This is a genomic window from Pseudophaeobacter sp. EL27 (assembly GCF_900313025.1).
Lineage (GTDB): Bacteria > Pseudomonadota > Alphaproteobacteria > Rhodobacterales > Rhodobacteraceae > Pseudophaeobacter.
The window spans coordinates 322,098-347,945 of record NZ_OMPQ01000011.1 but is presented as its reverse complement, the minus strand read 5'-3'; the positions used below and the strand labels follow the sequence as shown (position 1 = coordinate 347,945).

Genomic DNA, 25,848 nt, shown 5'->3' with positions numbered 1-25,848 from the left:
GTTTCTCCTCACGCTGGAGTTCATCTGGCATAGCTTCTTGGACCGCGCGCAATGGGGTTGGCACGAGGGGGAAACTCTCTGTGTTAGGCTCTAATTAGTGTCGTTTTGGGCCTAGCTGGCGTAGGTGGAGCCTTCGCTATCCAGGATCAGTTTGATCTCGCGCAGATGCGCCTCGGCCTGGGAGGGGTAATCCTCCAGTTCCTGCGCGGTCTTCTCGGCGATCTCATCCGACAGCACCCTCAGCGGCAGACCAGTCTGCAAGGCACGAATATAGGTCTCGGCGGCGCGCTCAAAATAGTAGAGCCGGTTCAGTGTATCTGCCGGGTCAGAGCCGATCACCAGCACGCCATGATTGCCCATGATCATGACCTTCTGCTTTGGGTCCGTCAGCATCGCCGCACAGCGCGCGCCCTCATCCTCAAACGCCAGTCCGCCATAGCCATCGTCAATCACATAGCGGTTGAAAAAGGTTGCGGTGTTCTGGTCAATCGGCGGCAGATTGCTATCCGCCAAGGAGGCCAGCACCGTGGCATGGATCGAATGCACATGCATCACGCAGCGCGCCTGCGGGCACAGGCGATGGATCGAGCCATGTAGCCCCCAGGCGGTGGGATCCGGGGCACCGGGCTTGGTCATGGTTTCGGGATCATTGGCATCCAGCAACAGCAGGTTCGACGCGGTAATGCGGGCAAAATGCATCTGATTGGCATTCATCAGAAACTGGGTGCCCTCTTCATTCACCGCCAGGCTGAAATGATTGGCCACGCCCTCATGCATATTGAGCCGCTCCACCCAGCGAAAGCTGGCGGCCATATCAACGCGGTCCTGCCAGTGGTCCATATTGGGGCGCAATTCGGTGACGCTCATCTTGGGGCTCCTCAGCTCTGTCTTGCAGCAATGATCCTGCCTTCCAGAACCTGAGCCGCAAAGGCCTCTTTGACCAACGATTAATTTGCCCTCTTGCCATTAGTTCAGCTTATGACACACTTATGGGTATGAAAAACGCTCTCCCTCCTCTGGGCTGGCTGCGCACCTTTGAGGCGGCAGCGCGGCATCTGTCGTTTACCGGCGCGGCCAATGATCTGAACATGACCCAAAGCGCCGTCAGTCAGCAGATCAAGGCGCTGGAGTCGCATCTGGGCAAAACCCTGTTTCACCGCCGTCCCCGCGCGTTGGAGCTGACGCCGACGGGCTCAACCTATCTGCCTGTGGTGCGCGAGGCCTTTCGCACCCTCACCAATGGCACCCGCGCCATATCCGGCCCGGCAAAGAATGTGGTGCAGGTGCAAAGCAATATCTCCTTTGCAGTCCAATGGCTGTCACCCCGGTTGGGGCGCTTCTACGATGCCCACCCGGATGTGCTCCTGAATATCTCCACCGAGATCTGGGAGCCCCGCGACATGGCCGAGGGCGCCGATGTGGAGATCCGCTTTTCTCTGGGGCTGGCCGATACGGTGCGCGGCGAACTGTTGCACCGTGAACACTACTACCCGGTCTGCGCTCCCGACTATGAGGTCACGCTGAAGGGCCTGCACCAGCACCGCCTGTTCGACTGCGCCAATCTGATGGCCAACTTCCCGGCCTGGGCCGAGGATCAGGGCCTGCCCTGGCCCAACCCGCCGGTGACCTATACCACCACTTATATGGCCTGCCTGCCTGCCGTGGCTGCGGGCGCAGGGGTGGGTATGGCGCATGACATCATGGCCGGTGACCTGATCCGGCAGGGGCGATTGATTGCCCCCTTTGAACACCGCGCCCCGGTGCCCGAAGCCTACTACCTGTTGTTGTCCCCTCAAGCGGAGCATTCCCCCGGCGCCCAGGCCTTTGCCAGCTGGCTGCGCACTGAGATGGCAAAGGAGCACTGCGGTGGCAAGGCTTGGCCAGATGAGCTCAGGTTCACCTGTTAGCCCTCTCTGACAGCGCCTCCCTTTGATCAGGTCAACAGAGTGTCACAAATCATCCTCTTGTCTTGCCTATAGGTGTTTCAAACCCAAGCAAAGAATCGCAGGGCTTGCACTTGGCTCCGCAATCAGAACAATTGGCACATGACAGATAAAGCATTCCCCAGCTGGCCCGATATCGCCTCAGACTTGATCCATGTTGCAGCAGGGCGTGCGCCTGCCGATACGGTTATTCGTCAGGGCAAATGGGTCAATGTCCACACCCGCGAGGTGCTGGACGGTCACGACATCGCCATCAAATCTGGCCGCATCGCCTATGTTGGCCCGGATGCCAGCTATTGCACTGGCCCCGATACAGAGGTGATCGAGGCCAAGGGCCGCTACATGATCCCCGGCCTCTGCGATGCGCATATGCATATCGAGAGCGGCATGCTGACCCCGGCGGAATTTGCCCGTGCGGTTATCCCCCATGGCACCACCTCGATGTTCACTGACCCCCATGAGATCGCCAATGTGCTGGGGCTGGAGGGCGTGCGTCTGATGCATGACGAGGCGCTTTTGCAGCCGGTCAATATCTTCACCCAGATGCCCTCTTGTGCGCCCTCGGCGCCGGGGCTGGAAACCACCGGTTTCGAGATCACCGCCGAAGATGTGGCCGAAGCGATGCAGTGGCCTGGCATCATCGGGTTGGGCGAGATGATGAACTTCCCCGGTGTCGCCAATGCCGATCCCAAAATGCTGGCCGAAATCGCCGCTACCCAGCGCGCTGGTAAAACCGTCGGCGGGCACTATGCCTCTCCAGACCTCGGCCCCGATTTTGCCGCCTATGTGGCCGGTGGCCCGGCAGATGACCACGAGGGCACCTGCGAAGCCGATGCCATTGCCCGGATGCGTCAGGGCATGCGCGCCATGGTGCGGCTGGGCTCTGCCTGGTACGATGTTGAGGCGCAGATCACCGCCATTACCGAGAAAGGCCTGGACCCGCGCAACTTCATCCTCTGCACCGATGATTGCCATTCCGGCACCCTGGTCAATGACGGTCATATGAACCGGGTGGTGCGCCATGCCATTGCCTGCGGCTGTGATCCGCTGATCGCGCTGCAGATGGCGACGATCAACACCGCCACCCATTTTGGCCTGGAGCGCGACATTGGCTCTATCACACCGGGACGCCGTGCCGATGTGATCCTGACTTCAGACCTCACAGAGCTGCCGATTGAGCTGGTCGTGGCGCGTGGGCAAATCGTCGCTGAATCAGGCTCTATTATGGTCGATTGCCCACATCTTGACTGGCCCGAAAGCGCCCGTGGCACCGTCCATCTGGGCCATGAGCTCAGCGCCGCAGATTTTGAACTGAAGGCCCCTGAAGGCGCCAATGCGGTCACCGCCAATGTCATCGGCATGGTGGAAAACCAGGCCCCGACCAAGGCGCTGAAGGCGGAACTGCCGGTGCGTGACGGATTGGTCGAGGGCGCAGGCGAGACCTGTCAGATTGCCTTGGTGGAACGACACCGCGGCACCGGCGGGGTGACCAATGCCTTTGTCTCCGGTTTTGGCTATCAGGGAAAGATGGCCATGGCCTCGACCGTGGCCCATGACAGCCACCATATGATTGTGGTCGGCACGGATCGCGATCAGATGGCCCTGGCGGCCAATCGGCTGGCCGAAGTGGGCGGCGGTGTCACCATCTTCCGCGATGGCGAAGAACTGGCACTGGTGGAGTTGCCTATTGCCGGGCTGATGTCCGACAGTCCGGCGACCGAGGTGGCCGCCAAGGCACAGAAACTGGGCGAAGCGATGGAGGCCTGTGGCTGCTCATTGAACAATGCCTATATGCAGCACTCCTTGCTGGCCCTGGTGGTGATCCCAGAACTCAGGATATCAGACCTGGGTCTGGTTGACGTGCGTACATTTGAAATGATTCCGGTGATCGAGCCCCTTACATGACCCCAACAGCCCCAGCGACCCATATCAAACACCCCGGCATCCCCGCCCCCGAGAGCTTTACCGATGCCGCTGCCGCCGTGGCCCGGCTGGAGCAGCTCTATGAACAGGCCACAACCTTCCTCTGTGAAGAGTTCATGCGCAGCATGGCCGCAGGCACCCAAGGGGATCAGCGTATTCGCGCCTTTTACCCAGAGATCCGCTTTACCACCTCAAGCTTTGCCCAGGTGGACAGCCGCCTCAGCTTTGGTCATGTCTCAGCGCCGGGCACCTACGCCACCACGGTGACGCGGCCGGATCTGTTTCGCCACTACCTGACCCAGCAGATCGCGCTATTAATCAAGAACCACGGCCAGCCCGTCACCATTGGCGCCTCGGACACACCGATCCCGGTGCATTTTGCCGTCGCCTCGCGCCCAGATCTGACCGTGCCGCAAGAGGGCGCAGCCGGGTTCACCCTGCGCGATGTCTTTGACGTGCCGGATCTGGCCACCACCAATGATGATATCGTCAATGGCACCTATCAAGCCGAGGATGGCATCGGCCCGCTGTCGCTGTTCACCGCCCAGCGTGTTGACTACTCACTGGCGCGACTGTCGCATTACACAGCGACCAGTGCCGAGCATTTTCAAAACCACGTCTTGTTCACCAACTATCAGTTCTACGTGGCCGAGTTTGAGGCCTATGCCCGTGCACAGTTGGCCGATCCCAATTCCGGCTACACCAGCTTTGTCAGCACCGGCAATCACCAGATCACCGACCCAGAGGCCGAGATCCCCGCGATTGCCAAACTGCCGCAGATGCCGACCTACCATCTGAAGCGCGCCGATGGCAAAGGCATCACCCTGGTCAATATCGGCGTTGGTCCGTCAAATGCCAAAACCGCCACCGATCACATCGCAGTGCTGCGCCCCCATGCCTGGATGATGGTCGGCCATTGCGCGGGCCTACGCAATACCCAGGCGCTGGGGGATTTTGTTCTCGCCCATGCCTATCTGCGTGAAGACCATGTGCTGGATGATGACCTCCCCGTCTGGACGCCGATCCCTGCGCTGGCCGAAATCCAGATCGCGCTGGAACAGGCCGTGGCTGAGGTGACCGAATACGAGGGCTATGACCTCAAGCGGATTATGCGCACAGGCACCGTCGCCACCATCGACAACCGCAACTGGGAGCTGCGCGACCAGTCCGGCCCGGTGCAGCGGCTCAGCCAATCGCGCGCCATCGCGCTGGATATGGAGAGCGCCACTATCGCCGCCAATGGCTATCGCTTCCGCGTCCCCTACGGCACCCTCCTCTGTGTGTCCGACAAACCCCTGCATGGCGAGCTGAAGCTGCCTGGCATGGCGTCGGACTTTTACCAAACACAGGTTGCACGTCATTTGCAGATTGGCATAAGAGCAATGGAACAGCTCAGATCGATGCCTCTGGAGCGGCTGCACAGCCGAAAACTGCGCTCTTTCGACGAAACCGCCTTCCTCTAGGGTGAGTTTTCCACTGTTTTCTGCAAAAAACCGCTGGTTTCTATGGTGTTTTGTAACACTACGCGTTGTGTTCCTACACAACATAACGATAATGTCACGCGATGAGGCCCCATAGTTCGGGCAGTTTTAAGGAGATCTGAGAATGTCCAAACCAATGACAAAAACCCAGCTTGTTGCAGCTCTGGCTGAGGAAATGGGCGAAGACAAAAAGACAGCAGGCGCCGCTCTGGAAGCTGTTTGCGCGCTGATCACACGCGAAGTGTCCGGCGGTGGTGCCGTGACTCTGCCCGGCGTTGGCAAAATCTATTGCCGTGAGCGCCCCGAGCGCGAAGTGCGTAATCCTGCCACTGGCGAGAAGTTCATGAAGGAAGCTGACAAGGTCGTGAAAATGACCATTGCCAAGGCCCTGAAAGACAGCGTCAACGGCGAAGCATAATCCTGGAAATTCCGGATTACAGCTATCGAGATCAGGGTCGCCTTTGGCGGCCCTTTTTTGTTGCCTCTCTCCCTCCTCGCCTGTGACCGGATGCCAATCGCGTGACACCCTCACGAATCTGCATTCCCACGGGATACTTGCCTTGCTAAAGACCTGAGACAACCACCAGCCCCCCAGGAGACACCAGCATGGATCTACGCGCAATTGCCATGGGGCTTATCTTTGCCTTCATGTGGTCTTCGGCTTTCACCTCGGCACGGATCATCGTGATGGATGCTTCGCCCCTGTTCTCCCTGGCGGTGCGGTTTCTGATCTCTGGCTTGATTGGTGTCGGGATCGCGCTGGCTCTGGGCCAGACCTGGCGCCTGACCCGTGGTCAGTGGCGGGCGACGATGATCTTTGGCCTCTGTCAGAATGCGCTTTATCTCGGGCTTAACTTTGTCGCCATGCAGTGGATCGAAGCCTCGCTGGCAGCAATTATTGCCTCCACCATGCCGCTGCTGGTGGCGATGGCAACCTGGGCAATCTACGGCGATAAGCTCAAACCTCTTGGCGTTCTGGGCCTGTTGGCAGGGGTGGCTGGAGTCGCCCTGATCATGGGAACCCGCATCAGTGCCGGAGTTGATTTTTTTGGCGTCCTGCTCTGCGTCATTGGCGTTCTGGCCCTTGCCGTTGCTACGCTGGCGCTGCGTGGGGCCACCTCGGGTGGGAACTTCATGATGGTGGTGGGGCTGCAAATGCTGGTTGGCTCTGCCATCCTGTTTGTCGCCGCCCCCCTGACCGAAGAGATCTTTGTCAATCCAACCCTGCGGTTGGGCCTGGCCTTTGCCTATACAACGCTTGTTCCCGGTCTGATGGCGACCTTTATCTGGGTCTTGCTGCTCAACCGGATCGGCGCCATTCGCGCTGCAACCTTTCACTTCCTCAACCCGGTTTTTGGCGTCGCCGTTGCCAGTGTCATTCTGGGAGAGAAGCTGGGCCTGCTGGATATGATAGGCGTCGCGGTGGTGACCCTGGGCATTCTGGCGGTGCAGCTATCGCGGCAAGCTGCCCCCAAATAGAGCACATGGCTTTGGCCACCAGAGCTACCGCTCCACACGGAAACGCGAGCAGAGCGAAACCTTCTTTGCATTTTGCCCGCGACACCCCATCTTTGTCCCAACAGCGAACAGAGCGGTCACAGGGAAATGGCCGCATTAGACGGAGAATGTCATGACCAGATACAGCAAAGACCCGGCAGCCATCGCCGCCCTTTCAGAAGAAGAATTCTACGTCACCCAGAACGCCGGCACTGAACGCCCCGGCACCGGCAAGCTGCTCGCCAACAAAGAGGTTGGCATCTATGTTGATATCGTCTCGGGGGAACCCTTGTTTGCCTCAGGCGACAAATATGAATCTGGCTGTGGCTGGCCCAGCTTTACCAAACCAATTGAACCCGCCTATGTGAGCGAGTTGGAAGACCGCACCCTGGGTATGATCCGCACTGAGGTCCGCTCGACCCATGGTGACAGCCATCTCGGCCATGTCTTCCCGGATGGGCCAGTGGATCGTGGCGGTCTGCGCTACTGCATCAACTCGGCCTCGCTACGCTTTGTTCCCTTGGCAGAGATGGAGGCCGAGGGCTATGCAGAGTACATCAATCAAGTGGAGGAAAGAGCATGAGTGTAACTGAACGCGCCGTTCTCGCCGGGGGTTGTTTTTGGGGCATGCAGGATCTGATCCGCAAGCGCAAAGGCGTGCTGGAAACCCGCGTCGGCTATACTGGAGGTGATGTGGCCAGTGCCACCTATAAAAACCACGGCACCCATGCCGAAGGCATCGAGATCATCTTTGACCCCAAACTGACCTCCTACCGCGAATTGCTGGAGTTCTTCTTTCAGATTCACGACCCCACCACGCAAAACCGCCAGGGCAATGACCTGGGGATGAGCTATCGGTCGGCAATCTACTATGTGGATGATGCCCAAAAGGCCACGGCCCTGGACACGATTGCCGATGTGGAGGCCTGCGGCCTTTGGCCCGGCAAAGTCGTCACCGAAGTCGAAGCCGTGAGTGATTTCTGGGAGGCCGAGCCTGAGCATCAGGATTATCTGGAACACCGCCCCGATGGCTACACCTGCCACTTTGCCCGACCAGATTGGGTTCTGCCCAAACGCGCATCAGCAGCCGAATAACCCAGGTTAGAGCCGCTATTTCAATAAGACCCGCCTCCATCTGGGGCGGGTCTTTTTCTGTGCACGGTGTTAGTCCTGGGCCACACGCGGGCGGCCACTGGCCTCGACCGTCAGCATGGCCTCGACAAAAACCTCACGCGCCTCAACCTCGGCCATGCGGATATCGCGGGTGACATGAATATGGATATCCTGTGCCCCTGCCGCTTCGGCCTCGGCACTTGCCTGATCCCGCAGGGCCTGCTCGAGCACCTGCAAAGCCTCTTGCGAGGCGGAAAAGTCCTGCGGCGCGCTGTCCAGGTGTACCCGGAACTTGCCCTCGGCCGGCGATGTCACGCTCCCGCTGCGACGCATGGTGATGCGACCAACAACGGCGCCAATTGCATTGGCAACCCCGGCATGTTCCGGCAGCAGCATCCGGCATTTCAGCCGCTCGCCAACTGCTGGGTAATAACAGGGGGCCGAGGCCCCTAGCCCCACCACATCGATATTCACCGCAACATCTATCGACAAAATCCCACGATGCGAGGCCAACCCCCGATGCGTCAGCACATGCCGCGCCAGATCAGCGGGCGGCACAGGGAACTCTTCAGCCTCCTCGGCAAAAGCAGCCTCTAACAACGTCAAAGAGGTCTGTTCCGTCAGCTGATCAACAATCATCTGTGCCAAGCTATGAGCATCCGGGGCCAAGGTCTCTCCGCTACCGACCCGACGCCGGGCAAACAGCGTCAGCGCCTTTGTCGCGGCCTCCGCATCCCAGGCCTCCACCCGGCCCAGCACATGGCTGGCGTCCGATGGGGTCACACCCGAGACCTGCACCAGCCCGCGATCCACCAACCGGCTCAGCGCGCCCTGCTCCATTCGGGTGCGCAAAATGCTACCCAGCGGGTGGACCTCGGTGCCAATGCGCCCCAGCAGCGCATGTTCGCGCTCGCCCAGACCGGCAGCAGGCAGGCCCAGCACGGCGCGTACAAACCTGCCGTCATATTCCCCCACCACCGGCGCCAGCAGCTGCTGATCCAGCGTCGCATGTACCAACTCAGGCGCCTCCGTGGCCATCAAAGAGATCGGTACAACCCGGCGCGGTCCAAGTGTCACGCCCCCCTGCAATCCGCTGGCCTGCATATGCACCTGACTGTCCCCGCCCAGGCCCGTGGTACGCATCGCCACCGCCTCGACCATGGTGCGAAATTCGCCAACCCGCGCGCCTGCCGGATCAATAGCCGGCTTGCCGTCGCGGATCAGGGCCACATCCGTAGTGGTGCCGCCGATGTCACTTACCAGAGCATTCTCTGCACCGGTCATCCAGCGCGCCCCGACGATCGAGGCGGCCGGCCCACTCAGGATGGTCTCAATCGGGCGTTCACGTGCCTGTTCTGCGGACATCAGCGCGCCATCGCCCCGCACCACCATCATTGGCGCTGTCACCCCCAGCTCCACCAGCACATCCTGCGCCCGGCCAATCAACCGGTCAATCATGCCGATAAGCCGCGCATTCAGCACCGCGGTCACCGCCCGCTTGGGCCCGTTCAGCTTGGCCGACAACTGATGTGAACAGGTGACCGGCGCCTGGGTCATCTCGCCGATGATACGGGCAACCTCCAGCTCATGTGCCGGGTTGCGGGTGGCAAAGACAGAGGCCACGGCAAAGCCGGAAACGCCTGCGGAATGTGTCTCTAAAAAGGCCCGTAACGCCGTAACGTCCAGGGCAGTGGCCTCGGAGCCTGCGTGATTATGCCCCCCTGCAAGAACCAGCGCAGGGTCGCCCTTCAACGCATCCTTCAGCCCGTGGCGATCCAGGTCGGCCTCGCTAAATCCCACATAGATCAACGCAACGCGCCCGCCCTGGCCTTCAACCAACGCATTGGTTGCCAGCGTCGTCGACAGCGCCGCCATCGAGACCTCGCCTGCGGCACAGCCAGACTGCGCCAAAACCGCCCGAATGGCCCCCCCAACCCCGATAGCCAGATCCGCCCGCGTCGTCAGCGATTTGGCGCTGGCGATCACCTCTTCCTCGTCACGGATCAAAACCGCATCCGTATAGGTTCCGCCCGTATCCACACCCAAAAGCAGTGCCATTTCAATAGTCTCCAACCCGTTCGCAGAACCGGTCTAACGCCTATTTGAGACAGGTCCATCCTGTTTGCGTCATGAAAGCCGCTGAACCGCCCATTGCGCCGCATCGGCTACCGTCGGGTCAGGATCTTCGAGCAATCCCTGCGCCACGCTGCGCAGCTCAGGCTGCCCGGAATTGCCAATCGCATAGAGCACGTTGCGCACAAAGCGATCCCGCCCCACCCGCTTGATTGGTGAGCCTGAGAAAAAAGCCCTGAACCCGGTGTCATCCAACACTGCCAATTCCGCCAGTCTGGGCGCCTGTAATTCAGCCCGCGCCGCATAGCGCAGATCGCTGGCCGCAACGGCAAATTTGTTCCAGGGGCAGGCCGACAAGCAGTCATCACAGCCATAGATACGGTTGCCCAACCTGCCGCGCAGTTCTTCGTCAATCGGGCCTTTGTGTTCGATCGTCAGATAGGAAATACAGCGCCGTGCATCCATCTGATAGGGCGCGGTAAAGGCCTCGGTCGGGCAGGCCGTCAAACAGGATGAACACGATCCACAGCGATCCGGCTCAGCCTCGTCCACCGGCAGATCAAGCGTGGTAAAAACAGAGCCTAAAAAGGCCCAATTGCCCCAATCTCGGCTTACCAGATTGGTATGTTTCCCCTGCCAACCAAGCCCCGCCGCTTGCCCCAGGGGTTTTTCCGGCACCGGTGCGGTATCAACAAACACCTTTACCTCAGCGGCCTCATCCTGCGCCCTGGCCTCTTCAATCAACCAGCGCGCCAAACGTTTCAGGCGCTTCTTGACCAGATCATGATAGTCCTTGTTGCGCGCGTAAACAGACACGGCACCCCGGTCGACACAGCCGACAATCTCCATCGGATCTTCTTCCGGCGTGTAACTCTCCGCCAGCATGATGACGGACCGCGCCTCGGGCCACAAAACACTCGGATCGCCACGCCAATGGCTGCGCTCTGCCATCCAGCCCATCTGCCCATGATACCCCTTGTCGAGAAATTGCTGCAGCCGCTCCGGCACCTGCGGCACATCCCAGGGGTGACAGATCCTACAAGCCACAAACCCCTCTTCGAGGGCCCGCGCCACCAGCCGCGCCTTCAGTTCAGCTGCGTTTTTCATTTGGCCAGAAATATCCTCGGGGGTGAATTGCCTTTTTCAAAAAGGCAAAAGGGGGCAGACAGCCCCCTCATAGTGACAGTGGTGAGCGCAAAACGCCAGTCGCTCAGAAATCGAGATCTGCGTAATGGGCGGGCGGGCGGAACCCTGAGATCTGATCCGCCAGGATAGAGCGAAAGGCCGGGCGTGATTTGATCTTGGCATACCAGTCCTTGACCACAGCCGAACGATTCCAATCCACATCCGAGATATAGTCCAGCGACGACAGATGCGCCGCAGCTGCAAAATCCGCCAGACTCATCTGATCCCCCGCCAACCAACGACGATGATCCAACAGCCAGGTCATATAGTCGAGGTGGTATTTGATGGCCTTGGCCCCGGCTTTGACGTTCTTACTGTCCGGGTATCCCTCGCCGGTGACCTTCTTGTTGACCCGCTCATAGAGCAGTTTCGAGGTCACTTCGGAATGGAATTTATCGTCAAACCAGCTGACAATGCGGCGCACCTCGTAGCGGCCATCCGGATCGCTGGGCATAAGCGAAGGCGTTGGTCGGGTCTCTTCCAGATATTCGCAGATAGCAGCACTCTCGGACATCATTTTGCCATCCAGCCGAATGACCGGCACCTTGCCCGCCGGGTTGCGCCGCAAAAAGTCCGGATCGGCTTCCCAATAGCGCTCTTCCACCAGTTCTACTTCGATCTTCTTTTCCGCCAGCGAGAGGCGAATTTTCCGACAAAACGGCGAAAGCGGGACATGATAGAGACGTGCCATGTGGTCTTTTGGAACTCCGGATGAGCTAGCGAGGGTCTGTTCCAGCAATGCCCTGTGTGCGGCAAAACTTCAATCCTCGAAACAGCCCGCGCGCCCATCTGCGCGGATGGTGGCCGCCCCATCGCGAATACTGGCGGCACGGCGTTTGACTTTGGCGCTGGGGCGCGCTGCCGAGCGCTGCTTTGGGTTGGGCAGTACTGCTGCAATCAGGGCCGCCTGACGGGCGTTCAGCGCATCCGGTCCCACCCCAAAGTAATGCCGCGACGCAGCTTCCGCGCCAAAAATACCCTCATCCATCTCCGCCACATTCAGATAGACTTCCAGAATGCGCCGCTTGCTCCAGACCGCTTCCACCAATGGCGTCAGCAGTGTTTCCAGCGCTTTGCGTCCCCAACTGCGCCCCTGCCACAGAAAGACGTTCTTCACCACCTGCTGCGACAGGGTAGAGCCGCCACGCCGCCCACCCTCCGCCAGAGCAGCCCGAATAGCCCGCACATCTATGCCCCAGTGCTGACAGAACCGCGCATCCTCCGCCGCCACAACCGAACGCGCCAGAACCGGGGCAATATCTTCCATCGGCACCCATTCCTGATCCACATCCCCAAGACGGCGTTTTTCGCTCCAGATCGTATGGGTGGTGGGTGGGTTCACCACGGAAAACAGCAGCACCAGCAGCGTCGCCACCAGAGTAAATGCCAAAATACCGCGCAGGATCCAACGCCTTAGCCAGCGCCAGGGGCGCATCAGCGGAGCTGTGATCCAGGATCGGCCTGATTTTGTTTTTCTGGTTTGTTTCGCTGCCTTTGCCATACCCCTCTATAAGATAGCCAAGCCCCCGGAACCAACCAGAATTGCAGCTGGAAAATCTGTCCTTAGGTGGAAAGACGCGCAGCCCAAAACAAAAAAGCCCCGCAAGCGACCAGCTTGCGGGACAATTTAACAGCAGGAGCTCCTTCTGAGCTTACTCAGCAGGAACCGCCGATTGCTCCAGGCTCAGAGGATGCGCCAGCTTGTCGAGCATCTCGGTTGGGCAGACCTGCAAGAAGCTGCCCTTCTCCAGATCCCAGTTCTGCAGGATCTCGGCGGCTTTGCGGCTGCCGGTCTCTTCCAGGTGCTGCGCAATCAGAGTTTTCAGCTGGTCTTCCCAATGTGCCACGGTCACCGCACAGGTCACCAGACCTTCCATGTTCATCATGGTCTCAGCCTGACCCTCTGGATCATAAAGATAGGCCATACCGCCAGTCATCCCGGCCCCAAAGTTGGCGCCGATAGACCCCAGGATCACCGCAACGCCGCCGGTCATATATTCGCAACCACAGGCACCACAGCCCTCGATCACGACCTTTGCCCCCGAGTTACGCACGCCAAAGCGTTCGCCGGCCCGGCCAGCTGCAAAGAGATAGCCATCGGTGGCACCATACAAAACGGTATTGCCCACAATGGTGTTCTCGCTGGCGGTCAGCGGCGAAGACATCGGTGGACGTACCACAATGGTGCCACCCGACAGGCCTTTGCCGACATAGTCATTAGCATCGCCAGAGACTTCCAGCTTCAGACCAGGTGCTGCAAAGGCCCCCAGTGACTGCCCCGCAGAGCCCTGCAGTTTCACCGTCAGGTGATCGGGCTGAAAGGCATTGCGCATGCCAAAGTTGCGCACGATATGGCTCGAGGTGCGGGTGCCCACGGAACGATGCGTGTTCTGCACCGCATAAGACAGCTGCATCTTTTCACCATCCTGCAGGAAGCGGGCCGCATCGCGGACGATTTCGCTGTCCAGTGTATCCGGCACCGCATTGCGATCCTTGTCGCGGTTATAGACGATATCTGCGGCGCCATCGACGGTGATCAGCAGTGGGTTGAGGTCGAGATCATCCAGATGCGCCGACCCACGGGAGACCTGCGCCAGCAGATCCGCACGGCCAATCACCTCATCCAGGCTGCGTGCGCCAATGGCGGCGAGGATTTCCCGCACTTCCTGCGCATAGAAAGTGATCAGATTGACAACCTTATCCGCAGAACCGGTGAATTTACCGCGCAGCGCTTCGTCCTGAGTACAGACCCCAACAGGGCAGGTGTTGGACTGGCACTGACGCACCATGATGCAGCCCATGGCAATCAGCGCTGCGGTGCCGATGCCGTATTCCTCAGCGCCCAGCATTGCGGCCATGACAATGTCACGTCCGGTACGCAGACCGCCATCGGTCCGCAGAGTGACACGTTCGCGCAGGTTGTTCATCGCCAGAACCTGATGCGCCTCGGTGAGGCCCATTTCCCAGGGCAGACCGGCATATTTGATCGAGGTCGCAGGCGAGGCCCCAGTGCCACCGTTATGGCCCGACACCAGAATGACATCGGCCTTGGCCTTGGCCACGCCAGCGGCAATGGTGCCCACACCCGAGGAGGCCACCAGTTTCACCGTCACCTTGCAGCGCGGGTTGATCTGTTTCAGGTCATAGATCAGCTGCGCCAGATCCTCGATCGAGTAGATATCGTGGTGCGGCGGCGGCGAAATCAGGGTCACGCCTTTGGTGGAATGACGCAGACGCGCGATCAGGTCGGTGACCTTCATGCCCGGCAGCTGGCCGCCTTCGCCGGGCTTGGCGCCCTGGGCCACTTTGATTTCCAGCTCTTCGCACTGGTTCAGATATTCAGCCGTCACACCAAAGCGACCCGAGGCCACCTGCTTGATCTTGGCAGATGGGTTGTCGCCATTTGGCTCTGGTACAAAATGCGCCGGATCTTCGCCGCCTTCACCGGAGTCGGATTTGGCACCGATGCGGTTCATCGCCACGTTCAGGGTCTTGTGCGCCTCCGGGCTCAGCGCGCCCAGCGACATGCCTGGGGTGACAAAACGTTTGCGGATCGAGGTGATGCTTTCCACCTCTTCGATCGGAACCGCCTTGCCCATGGGTTTGATGTCCAGAAGGTCACGCAGGTGGATCGGCGGGTTGGACTGCATCTTGGCAGAGTACTGCTTCCACATCTCGAAGGAGGCGCGGTTGCAGGCCATCTGCAGCATATGCATCGAGGTCGCTTCCCAGGCATGTGTCTCACCGGATTTGCGCGCCTTGTAGAAGCCGCCGATCGGCAGGATGTTTTCCGGACCTTTCCAGCCCTTGGCGTGGATTTCCTCGGCCTTGACCTGGATGCCGCTGACACCGATGCCGGAAATCCGGCTGGTCATGCCAGGGAAGAACTCGGCGCACATGGCGCGGCTGAGACCAACGGCCTCAAAATTCAGGCCACCACGATAAGAGGAGATCACCGAGATCCCCATCTTTGCCATGATCTTCAAAAGACCCTGATCGATGGCTTCACGGTAGCGAGCAACGTTTTCGGTCAAGGTGCCGTCCAGCAGCCCACGCTCGATACGGTCGGCCAGGGAATCCTCGGCCAGATAGGCGTTCACCACGGTGGCACCACAGCCGATGAGCACGGCAAAGTAATGCGGATCAACGCATTCCGCCGCCCGCACGTTGAGCGAGCAGAAGGTACGCAGCCCTTTGCGGGTCAGATGCGAATGCACAGCCGAGGTCGCCAGAATCATCGGCATCGCCACACGGGCGGCATCGGAATACTGATCGGTCAGCACCAGATGACCAGCACCTGAGCGCACAGCCTCTTCGGCCTCCGCACGGATACGCTCCAGCGCCAGGCTCAGCGAGCCCTCAGAAGGGTCAAAGGAACAGTCGATTTCCGCCAGCGGCGCGTTGAACTGATCGACCAGCTTGTCCCACTGGGCATTGCCGACAAAGGGGCTTTCCAACACCACGATCTCGGTCTGGCTGCTGTCCTCATCCAGCACGTTCTTCAGGTTGCCAAAGCGGGTCTTCAGCGACATCACCCGGAATTCCCGCAGGCTGTCGATAGGCGGGTTGGTCACCTGGCTAAAGTTCTGACGGAAGAAATGCGACAGTGGACGGTACTGTTTCGACAGCACAGCCGAAGGCGTGTCATCCCCCATCGAGGCCAGGGTCTCTTTGCCGTCTTCTGCCATTGGCGACAGGATCTGTTCCAGCTCTTCAATGGTATAGCCCGCTGCCACCTGACGGCGGCGCAGCTCATCACCGGTAAAGATTGGCGCCTCGGTCACGGTGGCCAGGGTGGCATCCACATCGTTGATCTTGCCGACCCAATCGCCAAAGGGCAGCGCCGCGGAGAGCTTATTCTTGATCTCGGTGTCGTGGAACAGCTTGCCCTTTTTCATGTCGACAGCCAGCATCTGGCCGGGGCCAAGCGCGCCTTTTTCGACCACGGTGGCCTCATTGATCGGCACCATGCCCGCCTCGGAGCCGGCAATCACCAGACCATCGCCGGTGACCACATAGCGCATCGGGCGCAGCCCGTTGCGGTCCAGGCCCGCACAGACCCAGCGGCCATCGGTCATCGCCAGGGCGGCAGGGCCATCCCAGGGTTCCATCACCGAGTTGCAGTAGGAATACATGTCACGCCAGGCCTGTGGCAGTTCAACCGCCTGTTTGGACCAGCTTTCGGGCACCAGCATGGTTTTCGCCATCGGTGCCGAACGACCCGCGCGCACCAGAACCTCAAACACACCGTCCAGCGCCGCTGAATCGGACGCGCCGCCCGCGATGATGGGTTTGATGTCTTCGGCATGGTCGCCAAAGGTAGCAGAAGCCATGCGGATTTCATGGCTCTTCATCCAATTGACGTTGCCGCGCAGGGTGTTGATTTCCCCGTTATGGGCCAACATGCGGAAAGGCTGCGCCAACCACCACTGCGGGAAGGTATTGGTGGAATAGCGCTGGTGATAGATCGCAAAGGCGCTCTCAAACCGCTCGTCCATCAGATCGGGGTAGAAGACCGCAACCTGTTCGGCCAGCATCATGCCTTTGTAGATGATCGAGCGGCAGGACAGCGACGCCAGATAGAGCTCACCAATGCCCGCGGCGGCGGCGGCTTTTTCAATACGGCGACGGATCACATAGAGCTCCCGCTCGAATGTTTCCTCATCCACGCCTTTGGAGTTCGAAATCAGGATCTGCTCGATCTCGGGGCGGGTGGCATTTGCCTTTTCACCCAGGCAGGTCACATCGACGGGCACATGGCGCCAGCCATAGATGTAGTAGCCCATGCGCAGCACTTCGGTCTCGACGATGGTCCGGCAGGTTTCCTGGGCGCCAAAGTCAGTGCGCGGCAGAAAGACCTGACCAACCGCCATAAGCTGGTCAACGCGGGGCTCGTGACCGGTGCGTTTGATCTGATCGTAAAAGAACGGAACCGGGATCTGCACGTGAATGCCGGCGCCATCGCCGGTCTTGCCATCCGCATCAACGGCACCACGGTGCCAGATCGCTTTCAGCGCATCAATGCCGGCCGCAACCACGCTGCGGCTGGCTTTGCCATCAACGGCAACCACCAGGCCAACACCACAGGAAGAATGCTCTTCTGCCTCGGTATAGAGACCATTTTCGGCCATCCACTTACGCTTCGTTTCCTCGGCGCGGACCCAGTCAGCATCAAATTTGGTCATGAGGTTCTCCGATCAATTAGTGGCATAGCTTGTGGTAAGCTGGGCATTTAGAGCCCGATTGTTGTTGAGGTTTTCAGCGCATTCTCCCACCGCGCGCGGCAGGGCACTGATTTTGCGCATCAGGTTGCGCATTCTGGTCCGATCCTTCACCCATGCAGCATCGACAACCGGGTACAAAACACCCGCCTCTCGCAGAGGGTCGATAACATCATGGCTGCTACGGTCGGCCAGGAAATGGTCAATTTTGGAGCCCTGTGCAAAGGCCTGCCAGTGCTGGCTGTCCTCTGCATTCCAGCGGCCATGCAACAGCGTATACTGTATCTGTGATCCCATGGACTCGTTCAGCGAGGGACGGGAAAACTCGGGGATCCGCGCCCGGGCCTCTGCCCAACGCTGATCTGCAGGAAACGTCCCCGGACGTGGGCAATACTGTGGGGCAAAGGCCAGGGCACTGTCGGCACCCAGCTCTGCCGCATAAGACACCGCACCATAGCCGCCCATGGAGACACCCACTGTCATCAAACGTGTCAGCCGGTGGCGGGACACATAGTCAGAAACCGCCCGCAGAACCGCTGATGAGAAATCCTGCCCCTGAAACCAGCCCTGACGCCGGTCCGTGACAAAGATACAGTGCCGCGCACCCTGGTTTGAAGCGCTGGCTGCGAACTCGAGCAGACCCCGTTTTGCCGCATTGGCGTTGTAGCTGGTGAATACCACAATCCCACCGCCTTCCCCACCGTCTTCGCGCCCTGCAAGCGCGCGAATATCAGCCCCAGCCTCCTCGCAGAGGCTGCGTGACTTCAGGCGAAACATAGCCTGACGGAGTGATTTGCGGATACCGATTCTCATATTCAGTCAGCAATGGGCGCAGGGCCTCTAGCTATCCTCTTCTGCTGCGGCAGGGCGAAACGCTGCCATTACATCCGCTTCGGTCATCTTCCGTTGCGGTCCTGCAAAGGCGTAGCCCTCGGGTTTCTTATCGATATAGAGTTCCAGGCCGAGAGTGCTCTCGCCTGCATTGTCAAAAAGGCCAGCTGCCATCTGGGTCTGGCCGTGCATTTTTCCGGGCGCCGTAATGCGATACCAAAGAGCTGATCCACACTCCGCGCAAAAGGCGCGTTCGGCCCAGTCAGAAGACACATAGGTCTTAACCGGACCAAGCGCGGCATAGCCAGGAGAGGCCGGAATTGTCATCAGCATCGAGCTGGTCCAACGGCGGCACATGTCACAGTGACAGGCCCCCAGGGAGTGACGCGCCGGTGTCATCGAGACTGTGACGGCGCCACACATGCAATGTCCGTGCAGTTCACTCATCGTCCTGGCTCCCTTGCGGTGGCTTTACCTGGTTACTCCGCTGCGACCGATGCAGCAGCACTGTTGAAACGCTCGACCAGAGCCTCGGCGCAGTCGCGACCGTCCTTGATGGCCCAAACCACCAGCGAAGCACCGCGGACGATATCCCCAATGGCATAGACACCGTCCAGATCGGTGGCGCCGGTGCGGAACTCCGCCTTGACGGTGCCCCAGCGGGTCACGGGCAGGTCGGCCTGACCCCAGAGGGTTGGCAGCTCTTCTGGTTCAAAGCCCAGCGCCTTGATCACCAGATCGGCCTCTTCAACGTAATCCGCGCCCTCAATCACTTCAGGCGCCTGACGGCCTGTGGCATCGGGCTGACCCAAACGCATCTTTTGCACCATGACGCCGGCAACCTTGCCGCTCTCATCGGTGAAGCCTTTGGGCGCTGTGAGCCATTCAAACTGCACGCCCTCTTCTTCGGCGTTCTGGGTTTCGCGTTGCGAGCCGGGCATATTGGCGCGGTCACGACGGTAGAGACATTTCACAGATGTCGCGCCCTGACGGATAGAGGTCCGCAGACAATCCATCGCGGTGTCGCCACCGCCAATGACCACAACCTTCTTGCCCTCGGCATTCAGTGTGCCGTTTTCAAACTCTTCCACGGTATCGCCAAAGTTCGAGGCGCGGTTGGCGGCAGTCAGGAAATCAATCGCTTTGACGATGCCAGTGGAACCCGAGCCGGGCATTTCCAGATCGCGGGATTTGTACACACCAGTGGCGATGATCACCGCGTCATGTTTGGCGCGGATCTCGTCAAAGGTAATGTCTGTGCCGATGTTGCAGTTCATCACAAAGGTGACGCCGCCATCTGCCAGCAGTTGATTGCGACGCATCACCACGTCTTTTTCCAGCTTGAAACCGGGAATGCCATAGGTGAGCAACCCGCCCGCGCGATCATAGCGGTCATAAACTGTCACCTGAATGCCCGCCTTGCGCAGCATATCCGCTGCCGCCAGACCGCCGGGGCCAGCCCCGATGATGCCAACGCTTTCGGTGCGTTCCTGCATTGGGGCATTGGCCTTGACCCAGCCTTTGTCCCAGGCGGTATCGGTGATGTATTTTTCCACCGCACCAATGGTCACGGTGCCGTGGCCGGACTGTTCAATCACGCAGTTGCCTTCACACAAGCGGTCCTGCGGGCAGATGCGGCCGCAGATCTCGGGGAAGGTATTGGTGGCCTGAGAGGTCTGATAGGCCTCTTCCAACCGGCCAGTGGCAGTGAGGCGCAGCCAGTCCGGGATATTGTTGTGCAGCGGGCAGTGCGACTGGCAATAGGGCACACCACATTGGCTGCACCGGCTGGACTGCTCTTCTGCCTTGGCCGCAGCAAACTCCGAATAGATCTCGTCAAAGTCTTCGCGACGGGTATCAGCGGCACGCTTTTGCGGCATATCGCGATCAATCTTCACGAATTTGAGCATCGGTTGCTTGGCCATGGGCGAACTCCCTATTGTGGCTGGCTGCGACAGGCCCGGATTGGAGCACTGTGATTATAAGTCAATAATACTGACCTAATTTAGCCAGTGTCTCCCTCTGATACTGGTTATCACAGGAATGTACAGAAATTTTAGGTCCACTTCGGACTTAAAAAGCCTCCTTCCTTATCCGACACTAAGATTTATACAGGGGCGGGCCACTTTAGCCCTCTTCCGACTCATCAGGGCCACCCCATTTCAGGACCTCGTTTTATGCCGTTTTTGCAGCTTGTACTTGTCGCGCTGATCCAGGGAATCACCGAGTTTCTCCCGGTCTCCTCGTCTGGCCATCTGATTCTCCTGCCCGGATTGACGGGATATTCGGATCAGGGACAGGTCATTGATGTTGCAGTTCACCTGGGCACCCTGGCAGCCGTGGTGATCTTTTTCTGGCGCGACGTGCGCATGGGCTTGGCCGGGCTCACCTGCCTTGCCTGCGGCCGCAACGACACCGAGGGCTCCCGCCTGGCGTTGGGGTTGATCATTGCCACCATCCCCACGGTACTGTTTGGCGCCTTTCTGCATTTCTCCGGGCTCAGCGATGCGCTGCGCTCACCTGCGGTGATTGGCTGGACCATGCTGATCTTTGGTATCGTGCTCTATATTGCTGACCAAAAAGGCGGCGAGAAGAAAACCTCTGGAGATTGGGGCATTCGGGACGCTTTGATCATGGGCCTCTGGCAAATGATCGCCCTGATCCCTGGCACCTCGCGCTCTGGCATCACCATCACTGGCGCCCGTCAGCTGGGGTACAAGCGCGAAGACGGCGCCCGCATCGCCATGCTGATGTCCATCCCCACCATCATTGCCTCTGGCGTCCTGCTGGGCACCGAAGTGGCACTGGAGGCCAATATGGTGCTGATCCGTGATGCCGGGATTGCCGCTGTTCTGGCGATGCTTTCGGCGCTGGCGGCGCTCAGCCTGATGATGCGCCTGCTGCGCACGGTCAGCTTTACCCCCTATGTGATCTACCGGGTGATTCTGGGCCTGGTGCTGCTGGGCTATGCCTACGGCGCCTAGCCCCAGAAAATCGCTCGAAAGCGGCCACAAAACAAAAGGGCGCCGGATTTCTCCGCGCCCTTTCTTAATTGCATCCCTGCCAGATCTAAAATCAGGCGTCGCCCTTGAGGTTGCGCGCCGAGGCGGTCATCTCATCATACTGACCCGAGGGGCGGAACTTCCACAGGTAGCTGGGCAGGATCGGCCCCATCCGCTCTGGCGTGATACCCAGATCGGCAAAGCCCTTGGCGCCCTCAGACACCACATTGTCAGTGCCGAGGCTTTTGAGCTGGTCACGGCTCAGCACTTTGTTTTCGATCAGTTGCAGGCTCATGGCCTGCAGCATGTCAAACCCAAAGGCCAGCGGCCAAACAGCAAAGCCAGGAAGCGACAGCACCACACGGCGGCGCATGATCACATCGCACATCTGACGCATCAACGCAGCAAAGCTCTTCACTTCAGGGCCACCAAGCTCATAGAGGCCTGGCGCGACATCGCCCTTGGCCGCTTTCACCGCTGCGCGGGCCACATCATCGACATAGACCGGCTGGAACAGGGTCTTGCCCTTGGCAATCGGCAGCAGTGGCGACAGGCTCGCCATGCCGGCAAACCGATTGAAGAACTCATCTTCGGTGCCAAAAATCACCGAGGGGCGCAGGATCACAGCCTTTGGGAAGTAGCCGCGTACGGCCTCTTCGCCCAGCGCCTTGGTGCGGGCATAGTCACTGCTGCCTTCGGCATCAGCTCCCAGCGCCGAGATATGCACCATCTGGCCAATATCCTGCTTATGGGCAATCCGTGCCACCCGCGCGGCGCCATCAACCTGGACGGCCTCAAAGGTGTTTTTGCCATGGGCATTGAGCACCCCAACGCAGTTGACCACCGCATCCGCGCCCTGCATCGCCGCAGCCACCGAGGCATCATCACGAATATTACAAAGGACCGGCTCAACCTGGCCCGGCGCGCCGTAGGGTTTGACATGCATGGCTTCATTGGGTCTGCGCACTGCGACCCGTACCCGCCAGCCGTCTTTTGCCATCCGGCGCGCGATGTAGCGGCCGACAAAACCAGACCCGCCATAAATAGTGACCAGCTTGGACATCTCTTGGCTCCTGCAAATAGCTATGGCTCCGATCTACCGCCCCTAGGCCTTTCAAACAAGGCGCAAACGTCGATCATCGGCCACAATGGGTGCAGAATCTGCATTTGAAGTTAAGAAAAATGCCCTTAGGTTTCATTTGCCTTACGACACATTCAAAACTAACAATGAATCTCTGCAAAATCCCAAAAAATGCGTTCAAATAGGCAGCTTCGACACCCAAACCTGACAGGCAAGGATCAAATCCAATGGACACCACCACCTACAAAGCCCTGGTGCTCCGCAGTTTTGAAAGCGAGCGAATGGACCTCGAGGCTTTCATTCCTGTTTTCTATAAAAATTTCTTTGAACTACGGCCGGAAGTACGCGCCATCTTTCCAACAGATACCGAGCGGCTCGAAGCAAAGCTGCTGGCTTCGCTGACCCATATTGCCGAAGCCCTGGAAAGCAACGAGCGACTGGACGGCATCCTTAGAGAGCTGGGCCGGAAACACCGGAACATGCAAATCTCAGACCGCCACTTTGAAGGTTTCATTGAAAGCTTCACCAGCAGCCTCGCCACCATCTTTGGGCCGGAATGGGACGACGAAACCAATGCGGCCTGGACACAGTTCCTGCATTTTGTTGCCAAGCGAATGAACTTCCTTGCGTCCTCGTCCTCTGCGGAGAGCGGCAGCTGATTACCCGACCTCCGGCCTCTGCGCAGATGGGTAAAATCGGCAGGCAGCATAGTTTTTGCAAAAATGTCAAAATTCCGTTTGACGCCCCCGGCGCCGCGGCCTATACGCCCCACACGACACCTGCCCAGGTGGCGGAATTGGTAGACGCGCTAGCTTCAGGTGCTAGTATTGGCAACGATGTGGAGGTTCGAGTCCTCTCCTGGGCACCACTTATCCCTCGCAGTTTCAGAACACTTTTGACCCCAACAGCGGTGGGGGGTATGACAGCGTTACAACTCGTAAAACCTGTAGCTATCGGCGATCACAATCAGGACGCAGTGCTGGGCGAGGCGGCTTTGATGCGGACCCGAGGCGGCTTTAACCTCCCCTTCAGTGCATAGGTCTAGATTTGCACTCAAGCGTAAAATACTGCGCCTCTAAAACCCGCAAAACTCCTTCGAACCTGCGCTGAACCACTATGGACCCGTTTCTTGCGCAGAAATGCCATCTGCACCATAGGTTCACGACAGCCAAGGAGTTGAGTTCAGTCGGCATTGCCCTTATTTCGAGATCACCGGCGCATGGCGCCAGACCCAGACCACGACCCAGACTGTCACCAGGATGAGACCCGCCACGGGTCCGCGACCGGCAAAGGATTTCTGCATTGGCCAACCATCTGTATCAAAACGACCTGCCCGATGATCTAAAACTCGGCCCGGTGGTGGCAATTGACTGCGAGACCATGGGATTGAACCCGCACCGCGATCGGCTTTGCGTCATTCAATTGTCCGATGGCGATGGCAATGCCCATATCGTGCAGGTGGCCAAGGGGCAGACCGAAGCCCCCAATCTCTGCGCCATGCTGGAAGATCCCAATACGCTCAAGCTGTTCCACTTTGGCCGCTTTGACATTGCCGCCATGTATAATGCCTTTGGCGCCCTGACTGCCCCGGTCTACTGCACCAAGATCGCCAGCCGATTGGTGCGCACCTATACGGATCGCCATGGGTTGAAAAACCTGACCCAGGAATTGATCGGCGTCGATATCTCCAAACAGCAACAGATGAGCGACTGGGGGGCCAAGGTGCTCACGGATGCGCAGCTGGACTATGCGGCCTCGGATGTTTTGTACCTGCATCGCCTGCGCGAAGCTCTGAACAAGCGGCTTGAGCGAGAAGCCCGCATGGAAATGGCCCAGGCCTGTTTTGACTTTTTGCCGATGCGTGCCAAACTGGATCTCGCTGGATGGCCCGAAACGGATATTTTTGCACACTCATGACTGATTCTGAAAAACTCCTCGCCACCGCCCGTCAGGTGGCCACAGATGAGGCCCGCGCGCTGGATGCCCTGGCCGAGAGCTTTGATGAACGCTTTGTCGAGGCCGCCAATCTGGTTCTGGCCGCCACCGGGCGTATCATCATCAGCGGTATCGGCAAATCCGGTCATATCGGTCGCAAGATTGCCGCCACCCTGGCCAGCACCGGCACGCCGGCCTATTTTGTCCACCCCGCCGAGGCCAGCCATGGCGACCTCGGCATGCTCTCCAAGGGCGATGTGGTAGTGGCGATCTCCAATTCCGGTGAAGCGCCGGAACTGGCAAATCTGCTGGCCTTTACCCGCCGCTTTGAGATCCCGCTGATTGGCCTCTCCAGCAAGCCCAACAGCACCCTGATGACTGAGGCCGATGTGCAGCTGCAAATCCCCGCCACGGGCGAGGCCTGCGGCTATGGGATTGTCCCCTCCAACTCCACCACCCTGACACTGGCCATGGGCGATGCCCTCGCCATCGCCATCATGAAACACCGCGATTTCCGTCCTGAGAATTTTCGTGACTTCCATCCTGGTGGCAAACTCGGCGCCCAGCTCAGCAAGGTCAGCGACCTGATGCACGGAGATGAGGCCCTACCGGTTGTGGCGGCAGCCACGCCAATGTCTGAAGCCCTGATCGAGATCAGCCAAAAGGGATTTGGTGTCTCTGGCGTGACGGATACAGCGGGCAATCTGATGGGGATCATCACCGACGGCGATCTGCGGCGCCATATGGACGGGCTGCTGGAAAAGGAAGCCGCCGCGGTCATGACCAAAAACCCCACAACCATTGCCCCCGATGCACTCGCGGCAGAGGCGGTGGCCATCATGAACCAGCGCAAGATCACCTGCCTTTTTGTGGTGGATCCGGCCAAGGGCCACCGCGCCGAAGGGCTGTTGCACATTCATGACTGCCTGCGCGCCGGTCTCGGGTAAGAGCAGGGCAGCCCGCATATGGATCAGTATTCCCGCATGGTGAGTTACCTCAAGGTGTTTCTGCCTCTGGCAGCCCTTGCCCTGTTGTCGACCCTGTTTCTCATCTCGCCCGGGTCTGACTCCGAGGTGGTAATTCCCTTTGCGGACCGCGAAATAGAAGAACGCCTGCGCGGCCAACAGATGACGGCACCGTTTTTCTCCGGCTCAACTGTACAGGGGGATGAGATCTGGGTCACCGCAGAGGTGGCCCGGGCCAGTGACGATCAGCCGGTGATTGCAAGTACGCTCAGGGCGGAGTTCCGTATGATTACCGGGGGACAAATCACCCTGACTTCGGATCGCGGCACGGTGCACCCGGATCAGGATTTGGCGCGGTTTGTTGGCAATGTCGAAATCATCACCACCGATGGTATGGTGGTTGAAACAGAGGTGTTGAAAACACAGCTGAGTGCGGTGCACGCCGAAAGCCCCGGAGCCATTCGCGCCACGGGCGATTTGGGCGACCTGACCGCCGGACATATGGAGATCACTTCAGAAACTGGGGGGGGGCCCTTGCATCTCCTCTTCACCCAGAGCGTCAAGCTGGTGTACTCTCCTCAAAAATTGGAAAGATAGA

General features: G+C 59.3%; 22 protein-coding genes and 1 tRNA gene. 13 read left to right on the top strand and 10 right to left on the bottom strand.

From position 1 onward, the window contains the following. Positions 1–111: 111 nt before the first annotated feature. Complete coding sequence (locus ED661_RS14065) at positions 112–867, bottom strand: class II aldolase and adducin N-terminal domain-containing protein (RefSeq protein WP_122074542.1); 756 nt, start codon at positions 865–867, stop codon at positions 112–114. Between the two features lie 128 nt (positions 868–995). Between ED661_RS14065 and ED661_RS14060 the strand changes: the two genes are divergently transcribed. From ED661_RS14060 to msrA, 7 genes are all read left to right on the top strand, one after another. Then, positions 996–1,907 carry a LysR substrate-binding domain-containing protein gene (locus tag ED661_RS14060; protein ID WP_122074667.1) on the top strand — a complete coding sequence of 304 codons (912 nt, stop codon included), beginning with the start codon at positions 996–998 and terminating at the stop codon, positions 1,905–1,907. A 138-nt stretch (positions 1,908–2,045) separates the two neighbouring features. Next, positions 2,046–3,848, top strand: coding sequence for an adenine deaminase (ade, locus tag ED661_RS14055; protein ID WP_122074541.1), 1,803 nt, complete (start codon positions 2,046–2,048; stop codon positions 3,846–3,848). Next, a complete protein-coding gene (locus tag ED661_RS14050; protein WP_122074540.1) occupies positions 3,845–5,329 on the top strand; it encodes an AMP nucleosidase in 1,485 nt (494 codons plus the stop codon). The genes ade and ED661_RS14050 overlap by 4 nt, the downstream gene beginning before the upstream one ends. A 142-nt stretch (positions 5,330–5,471) precedes the next feature. Next, positions 5,472–5,765, top strand: a complete 294-nt coding sequence (locus tag ED661_RS14045) for an HU family DNA-binding protein (RefSeq protein ID WP_054461859.1) — start codon at positions 5,472–5,474, stop codon at positions 5,763–5,765. A 188-nt stretch (positions 5,766–5,953) separates the two neighbouring features. Continuing rightward, entirely contained in the window at positions 5,954–6,826 is an 873-nt protein-coding gene (locus tag ED661_RS14040) for a DMT family transporter (protein ID WP_122074539.1), read from the top strand. A 151-nt stretch (positions 6,827–6,977) separates the two neighbouring features. Then, positions 6,978–7,427 (top strand): peptide-methionine (R)-S-oxide reductase MsrB, encoded by a 450-nt coding sequence (gene msrB, locus ED661_RS14035; RefSeq protein ID WP_122074538.1) that lies wholly within the window; start codon positions 6,978–6,980, stop codon positions 7,425–7,427. Next, the gene (gene msrA / locus ED661_RS14030) at positions 7,424–7,939 is read left to right on the top strand and encodes a peptide-methionine (S)-S-oxide reductase MsrA (RefSeq protein ID WP_122074537.1); all 516 of its coding nucleotides are present in this window, start codon (positions 7,424–7,426) and stop codon (positions 7,937–7,939) included. The genes msrB and msrA overlap by 4 nt, the downstream gene beginning before the upstream one ends. A 69-nt stretch (positions 7,940–8,008) precedes the next feature. On the opposite strand, the gene ED661_RS14025 is transcribed toward msrA, so the two are convergent. From ED661_RS14025 to ED661_RS13990, 8 genes are all read right to left on the bottom strand, one after another. Continuing rightward, positions 8,009–10,015 (bottom strand): hydantoinase/oxoprolinase N-terminal domain-containing protein, encoded by a 2,007-nt coding sequence (locus ED661_RS14025; RefSeq protein WP_122074536.1) that lies wholly within the window; start codon positions 10,013–10,015, stop codon positions 8,009–8,011. A 69-nt stretch (positions 10,016–10,084) separates the two neighbouring features. Next, the gene (queG, locus tag ED661_RS14020) at positions 10,085–11,137 is read right to left on the bottom strand and encodes a tRNA epoxyqueuosine(34) reductase QueG (protein WP_122074535.1); all 1,053 of its coding nucleotides are present in this window, start codon (positions 11,135–11,137) and stop codon (positions 10,085–10,087) included. 103 nt (positions 11,138–11,240) lie between these two features. Then, complete coding sequence (locus ED661_RS14015; RefSeq protein ID WP_122074534.1) at positions 11,241–11,906, bottom strand: glutathione S-transferase family protein; 666 nt, start codon at positions 11,904–11,906, stop codon at positions 11,241–11,243. A gap of 69 nt (positions 11,907–11,975) precedes the next feature. After that, positions 11,976–12,650, bottom strand: a complete 675-nt coding sequence (mtgA, locus tag ED661_RS14010) for a monofunctional biosynthetic peptidoglycan transglycosylase (protein WP_122074666.1) — start codon at positions 12,648–12,650, stop codon at positions 11,976–11,978. A gap of 217 nt (positions 12,651–12,867) precedes the next feature. Continuing rightward, entirely contained in the window at positions 12,868–17,400 is a 4,533-nt protein-coding gene (gene gltB / locus ED661_RS14005; protein ID WP_122074533.1) for a glutamate synthase large subunit, read from the bottom strand. 12 nt (positions 17,401–17,412) lie between these two features. Beyond that, a complete protein-coding gene (locus ED661_RS14000; protein WP_122074532.1) occupies positions 17,413–18,249 on the bottom strand; it encodes a hypothetical protein in 837 nt (278 codons plus the stop codon). Between the two features lie 27 nt (positions 18,250–18,276). Next, the gene (locus ED661_RS13995) at positions 18,277–18,714 is read right to left on the bottom strand and encodes a GFA family protein (RefSeq protein WP_122074531.1); all 438 of its coding nucleotides are present in this window, start codon (positions 18,712–18,714) and stop codon (positions 18,277–18,279) included. Positions 18,715–18,746: 32 nt separating this feature from the next. Continuing rightward, positions 18,747–20,192 carry an NAD(P)-dependent oxidoreductase gene (locus ED661_RS13990; RefSeq protein WP_122074530.1) on the bottom strand — a complete coding sequence of 482 codons (1,446 nt, stop codon included), beginning with the start codon at positions 20,190–20,192 and terminating at the stop codon, positions 18,747–18,749. A 252-nt stretch (positions 20,193–20,444) separates the two neighbouring features. On the opposite strand from ED661_RS13990, the gene ED661_RS13985 reads away from it, so the two are divergent. After that, a complete protein-coding gene (locus ED661_RS13985; RefSeq protein WP_122074529.1) occupies positions 20,445–21,251 on the top strand; it encodes an undecaprenyl-diphosphate phosphatase in 807 nt (268 codons plus the stop codon). 91 nt (positions 21,252–21,342) lie between these two features. Here the strand turns inward: ED661_RS13985 and ED661_RS13980 are convergent, their stop codons facing one another. Then, the gene (locus tag ED661_RS13980; protein ID WP_122074528.1) at positions 21,343–22,332 is read right to left on the bottom strand and encodes a complex I NDUFA9 subunit family protein; all 990 of its coding nucleotides are present in this window, start codon (positions 22,330–22,332) and stop codon (positions 21,343–21,345) included. 245 nt (positions 22,333–22,577) lie between these two features. Here ED661_RS13980 and ED661_RS13975 point away from each other — a divergent pair, with 245 nt between their 5' ends. From ED661_RS13975 to lptC, 5 genes are all read left to right on the top strand, one after another. After that, positions 22,578–23,009 (top strand): globin domain-containing protein, encoded by a 432-nt coding sequence (locus ED661_RS13975; protein WP_122074527.1) that lies wholly within the window; start codon positions 22,578–22,580, stop codon positions 23,007–23,009. A gap of 122 nt (positions 23,010–23,131) precedes the next feature. Further along, positions 23,132–23,218 (top strand) — tRNA-Leu (locus ED661_RS13970). A gap of 434 nt (positions 23,219–23,652) precedes the next feature. Beyond that, positions 23,653–24,267 (top strand): ribonuclease D, encoded by a 615-nt coding sequence (locus ED661_RS13965; protein ID WP_122074526.1) that lies wholly within the window; start codon positions 23,653–23,655, stop codon positions 24,265–24,267. Then, positions 24,264–25,232 (top strand): SIS domain-containing protein, encoded by a 969-nt coding sequence (locus ED661_RS13960; RefSeq protein ID WP_122074525.1) that lies wholly within the window; start codon positions 24,264–24,266, stop codon positions 25,230–25,232. The genes ED661_RS13965 and ED661_RS13960 overlap by 4 nt, the downstream gene beginning before the upstream one ends. An 18-nt stretch (positions 25,233–25,250) precedes the next feature. Further along, entirely contained in the window at positions 25,251–25,847 is a 597-nt protein-coding gene (gene lptC, locus ED661_RS13955; RefSeq protein ID WP_122074524.1) for an LPS export ABC transporter periplasmic protein LptC, read from the top strand. Position 25,848: the final 1 nt, after the last annotated feature.